This window comes from Aequorivita lipolytica (genome assembly GCF_007997135.1).
Classification (GTDB): Bacteria; Bacteroidota; Bacteroidia; order Flavobacteriales; family Flavobacteriaceae; genus Aequorivita; species Aequorivita lipolytica.
Genome location: NZ_VORU01000010.1, coordinates 15745 through 31883 on the forward strand (window position 1 = coordinate 15745; position 16139 = coordinate 31883).

At 37.8% G+C, this 16139-nt stretch carries 12 protein-coding genes; 4 read left to right on the plus strand and 8 right to left on the minus strand.

Features of this window, described 5'->3' with window-relative positions; genetic code table 11:
- Positions 1-67 precede the first annotated feature (67 nt).
- The 4 genes from ESV24_RS11410 to ESV24_RS11425 are packed head-to-tail and all read right to left on the minus strand — an operon-like array spanning position 68 to position 6534.
- A complete protein-coding gene (locus ESV24_RS11410) occupies positions 68-1816 on the minus strand; it encodes a hypothetical protein (protein WP_146743176.1) in 1749 nt (582 codons plus the stop codon).
- Positions 1804-3015: a DUF4249 domain-containing protein gene (locus ESV24_RS11415; protein ID WP_235004047.1), complete on the minus strand. Its 1212-nt coding sequence runs from the start codon at positions 3013-3015 to the stop codon at positions 1804-1806. Before ESV24_RS11415 ends, ESV24_RS11410 begins: the two co-directional genes overlap by 13 nt.
- A 2-nt stretch (positions 3016-3017) precedes the next feature.
- Positions 3018-5780: a carboxypeptidase-like regulatory domain-containing protein gene (locus ESV24_RS11420; protein ID WP_111816709.1), complete on the minus strand. Its 2763-nt coding sequence runs from the start codon at positions 5778-5780 to the stop codon at positions 3018-3020.
- Between the two features lie 19 nt (positions 5781-5799).
- Positions 5800-6534: a hypothetical protein gene (locus tag ESV24_RS11425; RefSeq protein ID WP_111816692.1), complete on the minus strand. Its 735-nt coding sequence runs from the start codon at positions 6532-6534 to the stop codon at positions 5800-5802.
- A 150-nt stretch (positions 6535-6684) separates the two neighbouring features.
- Here ESV24_RS11425 and ESV24_RS11430 point away from each other — a divergent pair, with 150 nt between their 5' ends.
- From ESV24_RS11430 to ESV24_RS11440, 3 genes are all read left to right on the plus strand, one after another.
- On the plus strand, positions 6685-7158 hold the full coding sequence (locus ESV24_RS11430) for a hypothetical protein (RefSeq protein WP_111816691.1): 474 nt from the start codon (positions 6685-6687) through the stop codon (positions 7156-7158).
- A gap of 61 nt (positions 7159-7219) precedes the next feature.
- Positions 7220-7561, plus strand: coding sequence for an arsenate reductase (glutaredoxin) (arsC, locus tag ESV24_RS11435; protein ID WP_111816690.1), 342 nt, complete (start codon positions 7220-7222; stop codon positions 7559-7561).
- Positions 7562-7644: 83 nt separating this feature from the next.
- Positions 7645-10158 carry a TonB-dependent receptor gene (locus ESV24_RS11440; RefSeq protein WP_111816689.1) on the plus strand — a complete coding sequence of 838 codons (2514 nt, stop codon included), beginning with the start codon at positions 7645-7647 and terminating at the stop codon, positions 10156-10158.
- 132 nt (positions 10159-10290) lie between these two features.
- Here the strand turns inward: ESV24_RS11440 and ESV24_RS15355 are convergent, their stop codons facing one another.
- Entirely contained in the window at positions 10291-10464 is a 174-nt protein-coding gene (locus tag ESV24_RS15355; RefSeq protein ID WP_170227890.1) for a hypothetical protein, read from the minus strand.
- A 226-nt stretch (positions 10465-10690) separates the two neighbouring features.
- Here ESV24_RS15355 and fumC point away from each other — a divergent pair, with 226 nt between their 5' ends.
- Positions 10691-12076 carry a class II fumarate hydratase gene (fumC, locus tag ESV24_RS11445; protein WP_111816688.1) on the plus strand — a complete coding sequence of 462 codons (1386 nt, stop codon included), beginning with the start codon at positions 10691-10693 and terminating at the stop codon, positions 12074-12076.
- Between the two features lie 79 nt (positions 12077-12155).
- Here fumC and ESV24_RS11450 read toward each other — a convergent pair whose 3' ends face one another.
- The 3 genes from ESV24_RS11450 to ESV24_RS11460 form a co-directional block, all read right to left on the minus strand.
- Entirely contained in the window at positions 12156-15338 is a 3183-nt protein-coding gene (locus ESV24_RS11450; RefSeq protein WP_111816687.1) for a cytochrome c biogenesis protein CcsA, read from the minus strand.
- Between the two features lie 62 nt (positions 15339-15400).
- A complete protein-coding gene (locus tag ESV24_RS11455; RefSeq protein ID WP_111816686.1) occupies positions 15401-15808 on the minus strand; it encodes a group III truncated hemoglobin in 408 nt (135 codons plus the stop codon).
- Between the two features lie 2 nt (positions 15809-15810).
- Positions 15811-16098, minus strand: a complete 288-nt coding sequence (locus tag ESV24_RS11460; protein WP_111816685.1) for a hypothetical protein — start codon at positions 16096-16098, stop codon at positions 15811-15813.
- Between the last annotated feature and the right edge of the window lie 41 nt (positions 16099-16139).

Sequence of the window (16139 nt, forward strand, 5' to 3'; positions counted from 1 at the left end):
TATTTTAAAATTAAAGCATTTAAACGATATATTTTAACCGAAAAGACTTTAATTTTAACATTTTTACTTAATTTTTCGCAACGGTGAAGTAATTCTTCTCAGAAATATAAGTGCCGTCTTCGGTAAAACCTTCTATTTTCACTTCAAAAATTCCCGGAACATCCGATGTATAAAAAGAAGTATTGTAATCTAAATCCGAAAAATTAATTTTCGGCTGCCACAATAATTGCACCCTATAATCTGGAATTTTTGAAAGTTCGGATTTTTTATCGTAGGCTGGCTTATAACTTTCCTTTGGTTTAACCGCGGAAGAAAGCGATACTTCTGAATTATTCTTTATTATTTCATTTGGAATAAAATCTCCTTTTTTCGTTTCAACAGCAATTATTCCACTGTATATTTTAGGGCCATAACGATACGGCTCAATAATAACCCGTACTTTTTGTATTTCCTTTGTGCTAAAATTTACAAGCTCTTTGCTGTCTACAATTTGTATCCCATCCAGAAGTACCAGTGGCGGTATGTCATTAAATTTCGCTGTTCCGTTTGGATCGTATTCATTGTTAACTATGAACTTAGCATTATCGCCAGTTCCTCTAATTGCAGCCAGCGTAACTACTTCCACAAAAGTTTCCTTTATAGAGGGAAAACGTGTGTAATCATCTAAATTGAAAACGGTTCCCAGATTACTGTAAAAAGCTGGGTTGATCCATTTTGGCAAAATACTGTCCTTTTTAATATCATAATACGCGTTTTCAACTTGTACTTGTACACTGCGCTCCTGCAGCCAGTCTTTCAAATCTGAAGATATGTTCAAAAAATATGGCTTATTTTTATTCAGGCTAAAATCTTTTTTATCCAAAATTACTTTATTTGCACTCCTCTCCGCCGCGTCTCCATAAATTTGAACAACACTATTTTCGGCATTATAAGCTTCGGAAACGGAAAAGAAAAAGCGGCCCTCACTATTGGTCTTTGAAGTTTTCAGAACGAAATCTTCGTCTGGAATTGTTAATGAAACCTCAATATTTGCGAGAGGCACATTATCACTTATAGACAAAACTATTCCTGAAATCAGTTCACCGCGAAGTTCCGGCACGTAAAATATTTCTGAAGAAATAGCTTTTGTAACTATTGGAATTTTGCCTGAAATTTCAACAGGGTTTATTTTCCGTACTGAAAGAACATAGTTGCCATCAGTGTTTTTAAAATGGCTTTCCAACTTCAAATTTACCTTTTCACGGAAGCCATAGGTTTGTTTGTTTAAAGTAGTTTTAAGCATTTCTGAATTACCATGAATTTCCGAAATATTGAAATCTTTCCCATTCGAAGCAGTGATGGCAATTGTATCCTTTTTCCTATTGTCTAAATCCCTTTTAACGAACGTATTTATAATGTAAATATCCTTTTGCACAAATCCATTCTGCGCGTTATTCTTTGAAAAATTTGTGTAGCCAATGAGCTTATAAATACCCGTATTTAAATTTGAAGGAATGAAAAAGTCTCCATTTGCAGTTCCGTTTTCTACCCTTAGTTTATGATTGAAAACTACTGAATCATTTTGTTTTCGCAGTGAAACATAAACCATCTTGCTTAACGCACTAATTTTGTTTGAAGCATTAAAAATATAAGCTTTGTACTGAAGCAACTCTCCTGCGAGCAATACTTCAGAATTAATAGATAGCGCCACGGTTTCCTTTGGAAAAACGTTAACATCTACCGAAACTTGATCTTTCGGAACTTGAGCTTTTAAAACTGTTCCGAAAAAAACAAATACTATTAATAGAAACTTTTTTGTCATAATCAATCCTCCCAAAAATCGGGTTTTACATTTGATGAAAAATAGGTGCAAACACTACATTCAGACTTTACAATTCTATAAATAAGCCGTGAATTTGCACCGATTATTTGGTATTCATTTGATGAAATAAGATCGTACAAGATTTGACGTTCGTCGGGGTCGTTATCTAATACTGTGTTATCATTATAGTCAAGAAACAAAACCTCGCAATCCACAAAATAAGGCGGTTTCTCGAGGCCTGCATCTTCATAATTAAAATATATTCTTTTTGAGGTCATTGAAGAAGCTTCGAAAAAACCGAGCACCTTTTCATCCGGATTTGCTTCGGAAACCATATTGCCGGTTACATATCCTGGCTGCCCTTGAGATAACAGGCTTTCAACGCTTCCCAACTCTTTTACAATTTTATAAAAAGTAAAAGCGTCCACGCTCTGCACATATTGTTTCACTAAAATACTGTAGCGTGTCTGTATTTTAGGATCCAGTTTTGAAAGATGTCGAACCGGAAAACGAAAAACTCTGTTTTCATTTAGCTCCGTAGTTGTAGTTTGAGTTATACCCGTGGAAATTTCGGAAGAATAGCAAATTACTTCCGGTTCTCTGGGCGTCAGAATTACATCATACGTTCCATTATCTGGGTTGTAGTTAGCGAGTTCTGTATAATAAGGCGTGGGAGTGGGAGCCACGATTTTGTAGGTTTCTTCATATTCATATCTAAAATATTTCGCATTTCCCGTTAGATCTTCCGTGTTTACCAAAATCTGAACGCCGTCTTTGTTATCTGTTGGGCTAATAATGCGATCAATATAAACATCGTCCATCGCTACGGAAGAAGTTAGATTTACTGCGGAAGATTTATAACGCCTCCCGTCTTGGGTAATTATGTTCAAAGCATAATCCACATTCGGTTGGGCGCTGAAAGGCTGATTTGAGACGTAAAAACCTGTTTCGCTGTTTTGGGAAAAATTGAAATTATCTCCCGCACTGCTCGATACACTTACTGAAGCATTGTTTTCATATATAATTTCTGGATTTTCCAAAGTAGAAGTTTTACTCAGTTTTACAATCTGTGGCTTCATTTCATCGGTTATGGTACTTTCCACAACCAAAACACTTTCATAATTTAATGTTTCAATTTCGTAAGGTTCTGTGCAACCCATTTGAAAAAGTAGTATTGCGAAAAGACTGATAAATAAAATTTTTGTCCTCATCATTCCTAAAACTTAAAGTTATACGTTATCGTGGGTACTGGCACTGAGAAAATAGAAGTTTTGTACGCTTTTATTTCTCCGGCATCATTCACAAAAAATACAGAATACGGATTGTTTCTTCCCAAAACGTTATACACCGAAATATTTATAAAACTGTGCGCCAGTTTTTTTAATTTGTGATTGCCTTCAATGTTTACGCCTAAATCCAGCCTGTAATAATCTGGGATGCGAAACTGGTTACGGTCGCTATAAAGTACCTGCTCCTCGCCCGCGAAAATATAACGGCCTATGGGATAGGTAATGGGTCGCCCAGTTTGATAGGTGAAATTCCCGGAGAAGCTAAAGCGCTTTGTAAGTTTATAATTTGCAACAACTGAAAAATCGTGTGGCTTATCATAATTAGCAGGAAAAAATTCCCCATTGTTTACGCGTTCCTGCATAATCTCGCTATTTAACTTTACTTGCGAACGCGAGTAACTATAGCCCACATAACCGTTAAATCTACCTGAATTTTTCTTTACAAGAAATTCAACTCCGTAGGCTTTACCTTCCCCTTGTAATAGTTCTGTTTCAAGATCATCATTTAAAATAAGCTGAGCGCCAATTTTATAATCCAGTAGATCGCTCATTGTTTTGTAATAACCCTCAAGACTGAACTCCACATCTTTTCCGGGAAGATTTTTAAAGAAGCCCAAACTGTACTGATTAGCTCGTTGTGGTGCAACGTTTAAATCGGAAAGTTTCCAAATATCCGTGGGCGACTGCGTAGTATTTGTAGAAAGAAGATGTAAATACTGAATGGTTCTGTTAAAACCACCCTTCACCGAAAAATCGTTGCCCAACAGGTATCGCGCAGAAATTCTATATTCTGGGCCGCTGTACGTTTTTATGGATTCGTTTTTGCCGTATTCCTTCACTTCTATAATTGAACTTTCATTTTTGGGAACTCCTTCGGCATATACATTTTGAATTGCAGGGCCAAGCGCCATATAAAAAGAATAACGCAAACCTAAATCCAAAAGAAATTTATCACTCACTTCAAATAGATCTGCGAGATATAGGGCAGATTCCAGCCCTCTTTCACTGTCAATTGATTTTGCCTGAACATCAGAGTTTTCACCAATGGGAACTATATTTCCTGGGTCAATGGAATATAATTTACTGCTCACGCCATAGCTCAATCTGTGCTTATCGCTCAACTTATAGTTAAAGTTTAGCTTTGCTTGATACTCGTTCAATTCATACCCAAAGTCGAAATCTTCATTGGCATCGCCTTCATAATTTATTCCGTATTTGTATTGGCTGTTTACCAAAATAAGTTCTGCCCGGCTCTTTTCACTGAAATTGTGTCCGTACTTCAAAGAAATTAAACGGTTGTTATAGTCAAAAATAGAGTCGGAAGTTATGCTGAAACGGTCTTTACTGTAGTAAAAAGTACCTTGAATGGAATTGTTATTGTCTATATTATGTTTGTATTTCACAATACCGTCGTAAAAGGAAGCTTCGCTGTTTTTCAGCTCCTCTTCATCAAGGCTTCTTAAAATCCAATCGGAATAGGTGGCGCGAAAACCTGCAATCACCGATGCTTTTTCCTTTACTACCGGAACTTCTACCGCTAGATTAGCAGTTATCGGACCAATAGAACCTTCGCCTTTAAATTTTTCCATATCGCCAGATTTGGTTTCAATATCAAAAACCGAAGAAAGCCTTCCTCCGTATTCTGCTGGGATACTTGCCTTATAGATTTCCAAACTTCCCGTAGTAAAAGGATTTACTGCTGAAAAGAAACCCAGAAAGTGTGATGGGTTATAAAGAACGGCGTCGTCCAGCAAAATTAGATTTTGATCTGCTCGACCACCACGAACGTTGAAACCGCTAGCACCTTCACCCGCTGTTGTTATTCCTGGCATAGTGGTAGCAACTTTTAATACGTCGCGCTCGCCCAGGACCAAAGGAATTGTTTTAATAGATTGAATATCAATATTTGTAACGCCCACAACTGCATCGCGTACATTGGCATCTCTGTTCGATTTCACAACTACTTCTTCCAGCGATTCGGTGTTTTCGCGCAACTCAATATTCAATTCGCCATCGCCGTACATAATAACGTCTTGTCGAATTCTTTCAAAACCCAAAAGGTTAGTTTCCAATTTATTCAAACCATAAGGGAGCCTAATGCTGAAACGTCCTTCAGGATCCGTTACGGCGTATTTCGTTCTATCAGTAGTGGAGATAGAGAGATTTTGAAGCGGCTCTCCTGTCTTTGAGTTTTTTAATTCACCGGAAAGTGTGTAGGTTTTATTCGCGGCATTGGGCGTTTGCTTACCAATAGTCACGAGCTTTCTGGTTTGTACGGTTTGCCGCGCAGCATATTCTTCCTGAAATATTGGCGCGTTATTATTTTCCTCAATTACCTTTTCATCAGGTTTTGCTTCGTTGAAATAATCTGTGGGCAATTCGGTATATACGTAAGTATTGTTTAACAAAATAACACCATCATCCTTAAAGACGTAGTTGATGTTTGTGTTACTGAAAAGACCATCGAGAACATTTCGAAGTGTTTCATCTGTGAAATTTTTGGTTACAAAATGACCTTTCAGCCAGCTTTCATTAAAGTAAAACACTTTGTTTGAAAGTTTTTCAACTTTTAGTACGGCCTCAGTTAAGGGTGTATTATTGAATGAAACGGTAATGTTCTCATTGCTTTGCCCGAAAGTTGCCATTGTTGCCAATAAAAATAGGGTAATAGCAAGAAATCTTTTTTGCATACAGAATTTTGACTTCAAATTATTGTTTGGTTTTTTCTGTTTCTGGCCTATCAAGATATTTCACAAGTTTGGTCATAAAAACTTCGGGGTTGGATTTTTTGAGAGTCTTATAGGTTTTATAAAACTGGCGTATTTCTTCAGTCTTTTCAGGATATATTTCGCGAAAATCTTTTGAGGAACTAACCACAAAATACCTATTATTGGTCTTTAAAACATAAAAATTATCTGTGGAGAATTGATATTGAATACCACGGTTTAATGCTTTATCCTTTTTATTTTTCGTGTGTTTTATATAAAGTTCCGAATCATTACCGAGATAGGCTACCTCAAAAAAACCATTGGCAGAAATATTCAAGTTTGTATCGCTGAGGCGAACAAAGTTCTGGTTGTATATTGAAAACTTTTCAATAAACGCGGGAATCAATTTTATGCTGAAAAGGCTCAAGTTGTCATCGGAACGCGTAAGTAGATTATCCTCTAAAAGATCATACTTCAAAAAAACGTTCACATAATACTGGCCGTTATAGGTCACAGAACCTTTGGTGTAATCAAAACCATCAAAATATCTATAGGTTCCGTCAGTATTCAAAAACAGATCAGTAAATTCTGTTCCGTTATATAAGCCAGTGTTATCGAGGCCAACTATTTTATCGTAGGTTTGGTATATTTCGTTCGGTAAGTTTGATTGTGAAAATGCGGCTAAATTGCAAAGAGCGCATATTATAAAGGCGCTGTACTTTATTTTTGACTTCATTCTAGATTTTTGCGATTTTAAAAGTAAACAAAAATGATTGTTATTTTAAAAATTGACTCATTAAAAAAAGCATCAATTCTTCTTTTTTTATTTTTAAGGATATATCTTCGTTAAAGTTCAAAGAAAACAATATTATAGTTATAAGAGAAAATGAAAGCCGCCTCCTTAAAAGAAATAAAGACTGAACTAAATCAACGCTCCACACAGGAACTCCTGGAGCTTTGCCTTCGGCTTTCAAAATTTAAAAAGGAAAACAAAGAACTGCTCACCTATTTATTGTTTGAATCTGTAGACGAAGAAGCTTTCATTCAAAGTATTAAAAACAAAGTTGACGCAGATTTTGAAATGATAAATACCAAAACCTTTTTCTATATAAAAAAGAGCGTTCGGAAGATTTTAAGAGAGCTTAAAAAATTCATCCGTTATTCCCAAAACAAGGAAACCGAGGTAGAACTTTTGCTCTATTTTTGTGAAAAGCTAAAAGATTTTAAACCATCGATTAAACGAAACACAACCCTTACCAATTTATACAATCGCCAAATTGACTACATCACTAAAAAAGTAAAAACACTGCACGAAGATTTGCAATATGATTATGAATTGGAATTGGAGGAATTGCAGTAGAGTCGCACGGCCGTGCGTCTTTACTGCGATGTATAATTAATATTATAGAAAGTATATAAAAATGACAACATTATACCACAATCCACGCTGTAGCAAATCGCGACAAGCCCTTCATCTTTTGGAAGAAGAAGGCGAAACTATTGAAATTGTAAGATACATTGAAAATCCACCTTCACATCAAGAACTGAAACAGATTATTGAATTGTTAGGCATAAAACCGATTGAACTTGTTCGAACCCAAGAAGCTGATTGGAAAATAAACTTCAAAGGCAAGGAACTTACTGACGAACAAATAATTGACGCAATGTGTCAAAATCCTAAACTTATTGAGCGCCCCATAGCCATAAACGGAACCCACGCGGTACTGGGAAGACCGCCCGAAAAGGTGCTTGATATTTTATAATCTTGGAATTTTTATTTAACAGAAGTTTAGCAATTCCCAATTAAACCACGATTATTTTCGTAGGTCAAAATGCTAAAGATTTCATGAAATTTATACTCTCGCTTCTGTTCGTATTTGCCACAACCTTGTTGCTGGCCCAAAACCCTGAAAAAAAACAAGTTACAGTAAAAGGAACCATTCTTGAAGATGGCACAGACTATCCTTTGGAATATTCCACAGTTTCTTTCATCAACAGGGAAGGAAAAACAGTTACGGGCGGAATCACTGACACTGCAGGAAAATACAGTATCGAAGTGCCAGTCGGTCTTTATACGGTAAAATATGAATTCATTTCCTATAAATCCAAAGAAGTTCCCAATCAGGATTTAACAAGAAACACTACCCTTCCCACAGTTAAGTTAGCTTTGGACGCAGCGAGTCTGGGCGAGGTTGTGGTTCGTGTAGAAACTACGGAAGTTCAAGTTAGACTCGATAAAAAAATATATAATATTGGCAAAGACCTTACCTCAGGTGGCGCTACCGTAAGTGATGCATTAAACAACGTTCCATCGGTAACCGTTGATATTGATGGTGCAATTGCGCTTCGAGGAAATGAAAATGTGCGGATTCTTATTAATGGAAAACCTTCAGCTATTGCAGGTTTTGGCTCTACAGATGCGCTCCGTCAGCTTCCCGCGGAAGCCATTGAGCGCGTTGAAGTAATTACATCTCCCTCAGCGCGATATGACGCCGAAGGAACCGCCGGAATATTAAATATTATTCTTAAGAAGGAAAAGACACTCGGCCTCAATGGTTCTCTTAGCACAAGTATTGGCGTACCTTTGAATAGCAACGCCACCGGAAATATAAATCTGCGAACAGACAAATTCAATATTTTCAACACCACCGGCGTATATTTCCGAAATGCCCCGGGAAAGGCTTTCTTCAACAACAAATATTTTCCGCGTACATTGTTGGATGACAATGGAGATCCTATTTTGGATAACAACGGCGACCCTATAAAAGTAGATCCACAATTTGATCAGGTTATTGAAAACAGAAAATATGACCGCATGGGGAAAGGTTTTAATACAAATTTGGGGATTGAATATTTTCTAAGTGATGAATCTTCAATTACTGCAAGCGGTTTTTACCGTAAAGGCGATGGCAATGATGAAACCACAAACAATACTTCAAACTATAACAACAGTAATGTTGATGAACAAATAGTACGTATTGAGAATGAAGATGAAGACGATTCCAACTATCAGTTTTCTTTAAACTACGTTAATAAGCTTAATGACAAAGGTCACAAATTGACTGCTGATCTTCAATACGATCACGGCAAAGAAACTGAGCGTTCCTTTATAACGGAACAAAGAATATTTCCCAATAACATAATACTTCCCGCGGAGGATATTATTCAGAAAGAGAATGAAAAGGAATATTTGGCACAAGTAGATTATGTGCTTCCAATTGGCGAGAATGCACAATTTGAGGCAGGTTACCGAGGTAATTTTGAAGAAACAGAAACAGATTACACTTTGCTGGAAGAAACTGGAACTACTGGTGGTTTTATAAGAAATGATAGTCTTTCAAATATTTTCACCTATAATGAAAACGTTCACGCATTTTATTCGCAATACGGAAATAAATTTGGAAAATTCTCCTTTCTGCTTGGTCTTCGCGTTGAAAATACACAGTTAAAAGGAAAAGTTGATGCTGAAAATGTTTCAGAAGATGCACCTTTCGATTTAAATTTTGATAAAAACTACACTGGCCTCTTCCCTACCGTAAATCTTACTTTTGAATTAAAGGAGAACGAAAACATTACATTGGGTTATAACAGACGAATAAACAGACCGCGAAGCTGGTATATAAACCCTTTCCCTTCCCGCTCCAGTCAAGCAAACGTATTTCAAGGAAACCCAGATTTAGATCCTGCTTATGCAAGCGCTTTTGATCTAGGTTATTTAAAACGTTGGGAAAAACTCACATTAACAACGTCTATCTATTACCAAAACGAAACAGATGCCTTTGAAAGAGTTCAGGAAGAAACAGGCGAAGTAACGAGTAATGGAATTCCAATTATACGCACTTTGCCAATTAACCTTTCTACTAACGAGCGTTACGGCTTTGAGTTGGGCTTACTCTACAACCCAACAAAATGGCTGAACCTGAATGGAAGTTTCAATTATTTCCAGTTTAGAACGGAAGGATTTTACAATGATATTGACTATGGCGCAGAAAATACTAGCTATTTTGGACGTTTCAGCAGTAAAGTGAAACTCCCGGGGAAAATAGAATGGCAGAGCAATGCTTTTTACAGAGGACCATCAAACAATTCGCAAACCGAAACAGATGGCATCCTATCTTTAGATATGGCAATAAGTAAAGATATTATAGACGATAATGGTACTTTGGCATTCAACGTGAGCGATTTATTAAACTCAAGAAAAAGAAACAGCCTTACCACTACAGACACATTTACCAGCGAAAGTGAATTTCAATGGAGACAGCGCCAGGTAACACTAACATTCACTTATAGATTCAATCAGAAAAAACAAGGCCAGCGCCCCGATAGAGGCAGTTATGATGATGGCGGTTTTGAGGGTTAAAAGTCCGTCCCCCTAGCCCCCAAAGGGGGGGCTTTCTAAACTCCTCCCCTTTGGAGAGGCAGGAAGGAAACAATTATTCACAAAAAAAGGGAGCCAAAATTGGTTCCCTTTTTATATATTTTTAGTTTGAAGTTATTTCTTCAACTCATTTTTACGTTTCTCTTCGCGTTTCATTTTCCAGCTTTCGTAAAGCGATCCACCTATCCAATAAGGAAGGATTCCCACCAAAAAGAACATAAGCCAAAAACCCATAGTAAGTATGGCTAAGAAAGCAAGAAATCCTAAATATTGTTCAAATGTAAACATGATGCAGCAATTTTAAATTAATGCTTCAAAGATAAAAGGTTTTTTTGGAAAACGACAACAAAACTTTTCGATTTATTCACAACAAATAAACAGCCGTGCGGGTTGAACAACTTTTGGCTTTTCGCTACCTTTGCCCTCGAACTCCGAAGCTTTAGCGAAGGAGTTCTGAAAGTCTCAATAGCTTAAGCTGAAGATCTCAAAATAAATTATAATAAATTATTTCACAATGCAATACAGAATAGAAAAAGACACTATGGGCGAGGTAAAAGTACCTGCCGATAAGCTGTGGGGCGCACAAACTGAGCGTTCTTTTGAAAATTTTAAAATCGGCCCGAAAGCTTCTATGCCTTTGGAAATTATTTACGGTTTTGCTTATCTTAAAAAAGCAGCAGCCTATACTAACTGTGAACTCGGCGTTCTTTCTGAAGAAAAAAGAGATTTGATTGCAAAGGTCTGCGATGAAATTTTAGAAGGAAAGCACGACGACCAGTTTCCATTGGTAATTTGGCAAACCGGAAGCGGCACCCAAAGCAATATGAACGTAAATGAAGTAATTGCCAACCGCGCCCACCAAATTTCAGGAAAAACTATTGGCGAAGGTGATAAAACACTTCAACCGAATGACGATGTTAACAAATCGCAATCATCAAACGATACTTTCCCAACAGGAATGCACATTGCTGCGTATAAAAAATTGATTGAAACCACACTTCCCGGTGTTGAGCAACTTCAGAAAACACTTTCCCAAAAAGCTGAAGACTTTAAAAGTGTTGTAAAAATTGGCCGCACCCATTTTATGGATGCCACTCCCCTAACCCTCGGTCAAGAATTTGGTGGATACGCCGCACAGTTGGAGCACGGTATAAAAGCGGTGAAAAATACACTCCCACATTTAGCAGAGCTCGCTTTAGGCGGAACTGCTGTAGGAACTGGATTAAACACTCCAAAAGGCTACGATGTAAAAGTTGCAGAATACATTGCGAAATTTACTGATCTACCTTTTATAACCGCAAAAAATAAATTTGAAGCTCTTGCCGCTCACGATGCTTTTGTAGAAAGTCACGGTGCTTTAAAGCAACTAGCTGTTTCATTGAATAAAATCGCGAACGATGTGCGGATGCTTGCCAGTGGCCCAAGAAGTGGAATTGGCGAGATCAATATTCCTGCGAATGAGCCCGGTTCTTCAATTATGCCCGGAAAGGTAAACCCAACGCAGTGCGAAGCATTGACTATGGTTTGCGCACAGGTTATCGGGAACGATATGGCAATAGCCGTCGGCGGAATGCAAGGTCAGTTTGAGCTGAATGTGTTTAAGCCAGTAATGGCTGCAAACTTCCTTCAATCTGCGCAATTGATTGGTGATGCTTGTGTTTCCTTTGATGTTCACTGTGCGCAAGGCATTGAGCCAAATCTTGAAGTAATTAAAAAACAGTTAAACAACAGTTTGATGTTGGTAACTGCATTAAACCCAAAAATTGGGTATTACAAAGCTGCTGAAATTGCAAACACAGCACACAAAAACGGAACTACACTTAAAGAAGAAGCAGTAAACCTAGGATATTTAACCGCGGAAGAATTTGACGAGTGGGTAAAACCTGAAGAAATGGTCTAAAAGGCCATAGCTCATAAAAAAAAGACCACGAATTCACGAATATTTCAAATAAACATTCGTGAATTCATGGCTTTTAATTTTATACCTTAGATTTCTTTTTCTTCCCGTAAAACTTCTTATACCTAAAATAAGACACGACGCTTAAAACAACTCCAAAGAGCGTTATCCACCAAACAAAGGTTGGTGTTGCGGGAGCATCACCACTTGCGTAGCTATGTAGTCCGCTAAGGTAGAAATTCACTCCAAAGTAGGTCATCATAATTGAGGCGTATGCAAACATCGCTAAAACGTTGAAGATCCAACGTCCACGAAGCCCCGGAACCAATCTGGCGTGGATTACAAAAGCATAAATCATAATACTAATTAGCGCCCAAGTTTCCTTAGGATCCCAACCCCAATAACGTCCCCAACTTTCATTGGCCCATTGTCCACCTAAAAAATTTCCGATGGTAAGCAAAACCAGACCAACTGTCAACGCCATTTCTGTAATAACGGTAAGTTCGCTTATATTAATTTCCATCTTCTTATAATTGCCCTTTGTGGTAAAAATCATAAGAAACAATGATACTGCTGCCAAAATCAATCCTAAGGTGAAAGGGCCATAACTCATTACGATCACGGCTACGTGAATCATTAACCAGTAGCTATCCAATACCGGCTGTAAGGTTGCGATAGACGGATCTAACCAATTTTCGTGCGCAACCCATAGAATAATTGCTCCTGCAAAAGCTGTAGCTGCGACCGTTAAATCACTTCGTCTTCCAAAGGATAACCCAAAGAAAATAGTTGCCCAAGCCACATATATCACAGATTCATAGGCATCACTCCACGGAGCGTGACCGCTTACGTACCAACGCAGCGCCAAACCGAGTGTCATCAGCGTAAAGAAAATCCACATTAAAATCTTAGAACCTTTAATGAGAGTTCGAAGTATTTTTCGATCCTTGAAAAGTTGTGCAATTATGAATACCAACATCAAAATTCCAAAGACTGCAAAATATTTGTAAAGTCTGTTGAAAATATCTGCTTGATTGTAAATAGTTTCTGCACGAAGCTTGTTTTCTGAAGGCATTACGTCGGCTCCGTACTTTTTCTGAAAATTGGTAATGCTTTCCAAAAATTCATCAGATTGCTTGTAGTCGCCCGTCTCTCTAGATTTTTTCAAACTATCGAAGTATAACGGAAGAATATTTTTTGCATAAAGCGAATCCATACCTTGTAATTTAGCTTCACCCAATTCTGGATAAGAAACCCATTTATTTCCTTCATCTTCTGGAATTGGGAAGATTTTCAAAATACTTCCGCTTAAAGCTGCATTCAGTAATGAAAAGTTTTCGTGTGCTCTAATAAAATCTTTTTGGAATTGATTGGGCGTAGTGGTGCGTGTTGCTGCTGCTAGATAAGGCTCCAACTTATAATTGCCTTTTTCATCAAACAGATCGAGAAGCGCAATATCCTTTTGCCCGTCTGGAACACCTGCTACGTGGCGGATGCTATCATTGCCGCGTTTAAGGGCAATAAGCGGTACTTCCACCCAAAGCCGTGGAAATTCGGCCATCGAAATAAAAACCTGGTTGGCATCTAAACCTTGATAGGTTTCATTTCTGCTAATTTTACGCAAAAGTTCGCTAGCAAAGGTATTTACAGGCTTCATACGCCCGTTATCTTGAATTATTAAATGGCCAAACTTAGCAGCATGCTCCTTGCTTACAGCGTTCGCCTGTATCAATGAATCTATTTGTTGCTTTGGCACAGCTGTGTGTGCAGATGGGGCATGTTGCTGTGCAATTCCCGAAAGTGACAAAAGCAACACCATGATTGTAATCATGTTTTTCTTTTTGCGTTTTATTTTATTCAAAATTTCTTCCAATTTCCCGAAACGGCTGTGCTTGCTGAAAAGTATAGCCATCAAGCCAAAGTAAAGGAAAAAATAACCGATGTAAGTAATCCAAGTTCCCCACCAATCGTGGTTTACTGATAGAATTGTTCCACCCTCGTCTGGATCAAAACCCGACTGGAAAAAACGGTACCCTTGATGGTCTAAAACATTGTTCATAAAAATATCTGCATCAAAATGGGTTTTGTCCGCATCGATTACGGTTACTTTACTTTTAAAGGAAGAATACCCTTTTTCAGTGCCCGGATATTTTTCAGCGATAAAATCATTGAGTGTAATGCTGAATGGAAGTTCAATACTCTCAGACCCATAGCTAGAATAAACTTTAAGGCCAGCAATTTCGGTTTCTACAGGGTTTGGCGCAGTTCCTCTTCCACCGAGCATTGCAACGGTTTTCGTTTCTTCGCCTGAAGATACTTCAACAATTAGTGCGTCTTGATTACTTGGCTGGTCTGCAGTTGCTTTAACAATTCCAAACTCTCCTTTGGTAATTGGCTCTGGCGCAACAAAAGCAATACCGCCCAATCTATAAAGCGATCGCAAATTAAAAGCTTGAACGCTATCTGCCGTAACTTCTCCTTGCATTTGGTCGGCCATCCGCATAAAGTTACCTTCAAAAGGGCTGGAAATGGTGTAATTACCATCTTCGGAATACGAAATATTTATTGCCCCTTCCGTTGGTTTGTTTATGGCGAAAAGAATATTGTGAATGTTTGAAACCTCTCCTACTTTCACCCAATGGTCATGGCGTTCGCCATCACCAGATTCTACAATTTTCAGGTATTCCGCTCCGTTTTCGTTCGGCGTCAATCCTTCGGTAGCACCTTTTATAAATTCCTTAAATTTTATTGTTACTGGCTGATTGTTATAGTCGGTATCTATGCTGAAATCATTATTCAGTCTCTCGGAAAGTCTAAGTTTTTTTGGTTTAACCTTTCTTCGCTGAGCTACTCCATCAATCATATAATCTCCATCAATAAATACATCAAGATATGTTTGTTCTGAAAGGATAGCGTTTTCCGTTTCACCTTCCCTAATGTGAATAACTCCTTCATAACCAATATAACGTGTAACGAACGCACCAAAAATTACCAAAATGAAAGCTAAATGCAGCATCAAAGAGGCCCACATTTTGCGTTTGTGAAGGTTGTATCGAAAAATGTTTCCCACAAAATTTATCATGAACAGCGCCATAATTGCCTCAAACCACCAAGCATTATAGATAAGCTCTCTAGTGTAGGGTGTTGGCGGACTCTGCGCAGAGGCGTCCAAAAAGGTGCCAACAGCCATCGCGATGGCATAAACAAGAAATAAAACAGCGGTTAATCGGGTGGAGAAAAGAACGGAAGCAATCTTTTTTTGCATTACAGGAAATTTTGGCGCAAAAATAAGGAATTATGCCCATTTAGACTACTGAAATCTGTTAACTATTCAGGCTTTTTCGCGTCTTTATTTCTGGCGTTAAAAATGTTCAAGTGAATAAAGGTTCCCATGTTGCGGGCACGGTTAATCGCGATCTGAGCCGTTTCGCCCTCAAAGAGTTCGTCAACCGTTTCTATCCAAAGATTAATCCAAGTTCCAAAGTGAAGTTCGTTAATGGTGTGGCCTACTTTTTTGTCCACCTCAATATGCGCATGAAGCGGGTTACCGAAATATTTTCTTTTAAAGAAGAGGTTTGTTTCCCAAAAATCGGTCAACAATTTAAGATGTGTTTCCCAATCAGTGATAATTCCGTTAAAAATAGGCCCGAGAAGCGCGTCTTTCCTAACTTTTGAATAGAACGTATTTACTAGCAAAGAAACATCTTCGCGGGATTCAATTTTCTTTTTTATCATATTTATAGCAACGTAATTAATATCAATAACAAATTTGCCACTAAACTAACTACAAGCAGCCAAAAAGTGAATTTTCTATTTATGCCAGCCAATAATGCCGCATTATAGCCCATACATAATGCAACACATATTGTAAGCTCAATGCCAGAAATTATGCTGGTTCCCTGCGCCAAAACGGTCATGGCGGCAATAGAGCCAATGCAACTGTTTAGAATAATGGTTAGGGGAATATACATATAATAGTCGTACTCAAATTCGTCTTGTAGCTTTTTTATAGAAAGGGTTTTCATAATATGAATAGGGTTTTGATTTTTAAAATGTAAATTTACAA

Excerpts from the sequence above, each read along its gene's own strand:
- ESV24_RS11415 (WP_235004047.1), bottom strand. The coding sequence starts at position 3,015 with ATGATGAGGACAAAAATTTTATTTATCAGTCTTTTCGCAATACTACTT.
- fumC (WP_111816688.1), top strand. The coding sequence starts at position 10,691 with ATGCAATACAGAATAGAAAAAGACACTATGGGCGAGGTAAAAGTACCT.
- ESV24_RS11430 (WP_111816691.1), top strand. The coding sequence starts at position 6,685 with ATGAAAGCCGCCTCCTTAAAAGAAATAAAGACTGAACTAAATCAACGC.
- ESV24_RS11455 (WP_111816686.1), bottom strand. The coding sequence starts at position 15,808 with ATGATAAAAAAGAAAATTGAATCCCGCGAAGATGTTTCTTTGCTAGTA.
- ESV24_RS11460 (WP_111816685.1), bottom strand. The coding sequence starts at position 16,098 with ATGAAAACCCTTTCTATAAAAAAGCTACAAGACGAATTTGAGTACGAC.
- ESV24_RS15355 (WP_170227890.1), bottom strand. The coding sequence starts at position 10,464 with ATGTTTACATTTGAACAATATTTAGGATTTCTTGCTTTCTTAGCCATA.
- ESV24_RS11450 (WP_111816687.1), bottom strand. The coding sequence starts at position 15,338 with ATGCAAAAAAAGATTGCTTCCGTTCTTTTCTCCACCCGATTAACCGCT.
- arsC (WP_111816690.1), top strand. The coding sequence starts at position 7,220 with ATGACAACATTATACCACAATCCACGCTGTAGCAAATCGCGACAAGCC.
- ESV24_RS11425 (WP_111816692.1), bottom strand. The coding sequence starts at position 6,534 with ATGAAGTCAAAAATAAAGTACAGCGCCTTTATAATATGCGCTCTTTGC.
- ESV24_RS11420 (WP_111816709.1), bottom strand. The coding sequence starts at position 5,780 with ATGCAAAAAAGATTTCTTGCTATTACCCTATTTTTATTGGCAACAATG.
- ESV24_RS11440 (WP_111816689.1), top strand. The coding sequence starts at position 7,645 with ATGAAATTTATACTCTCGCTTCTGTTCGTATTTGCCACAACCTTGTTG.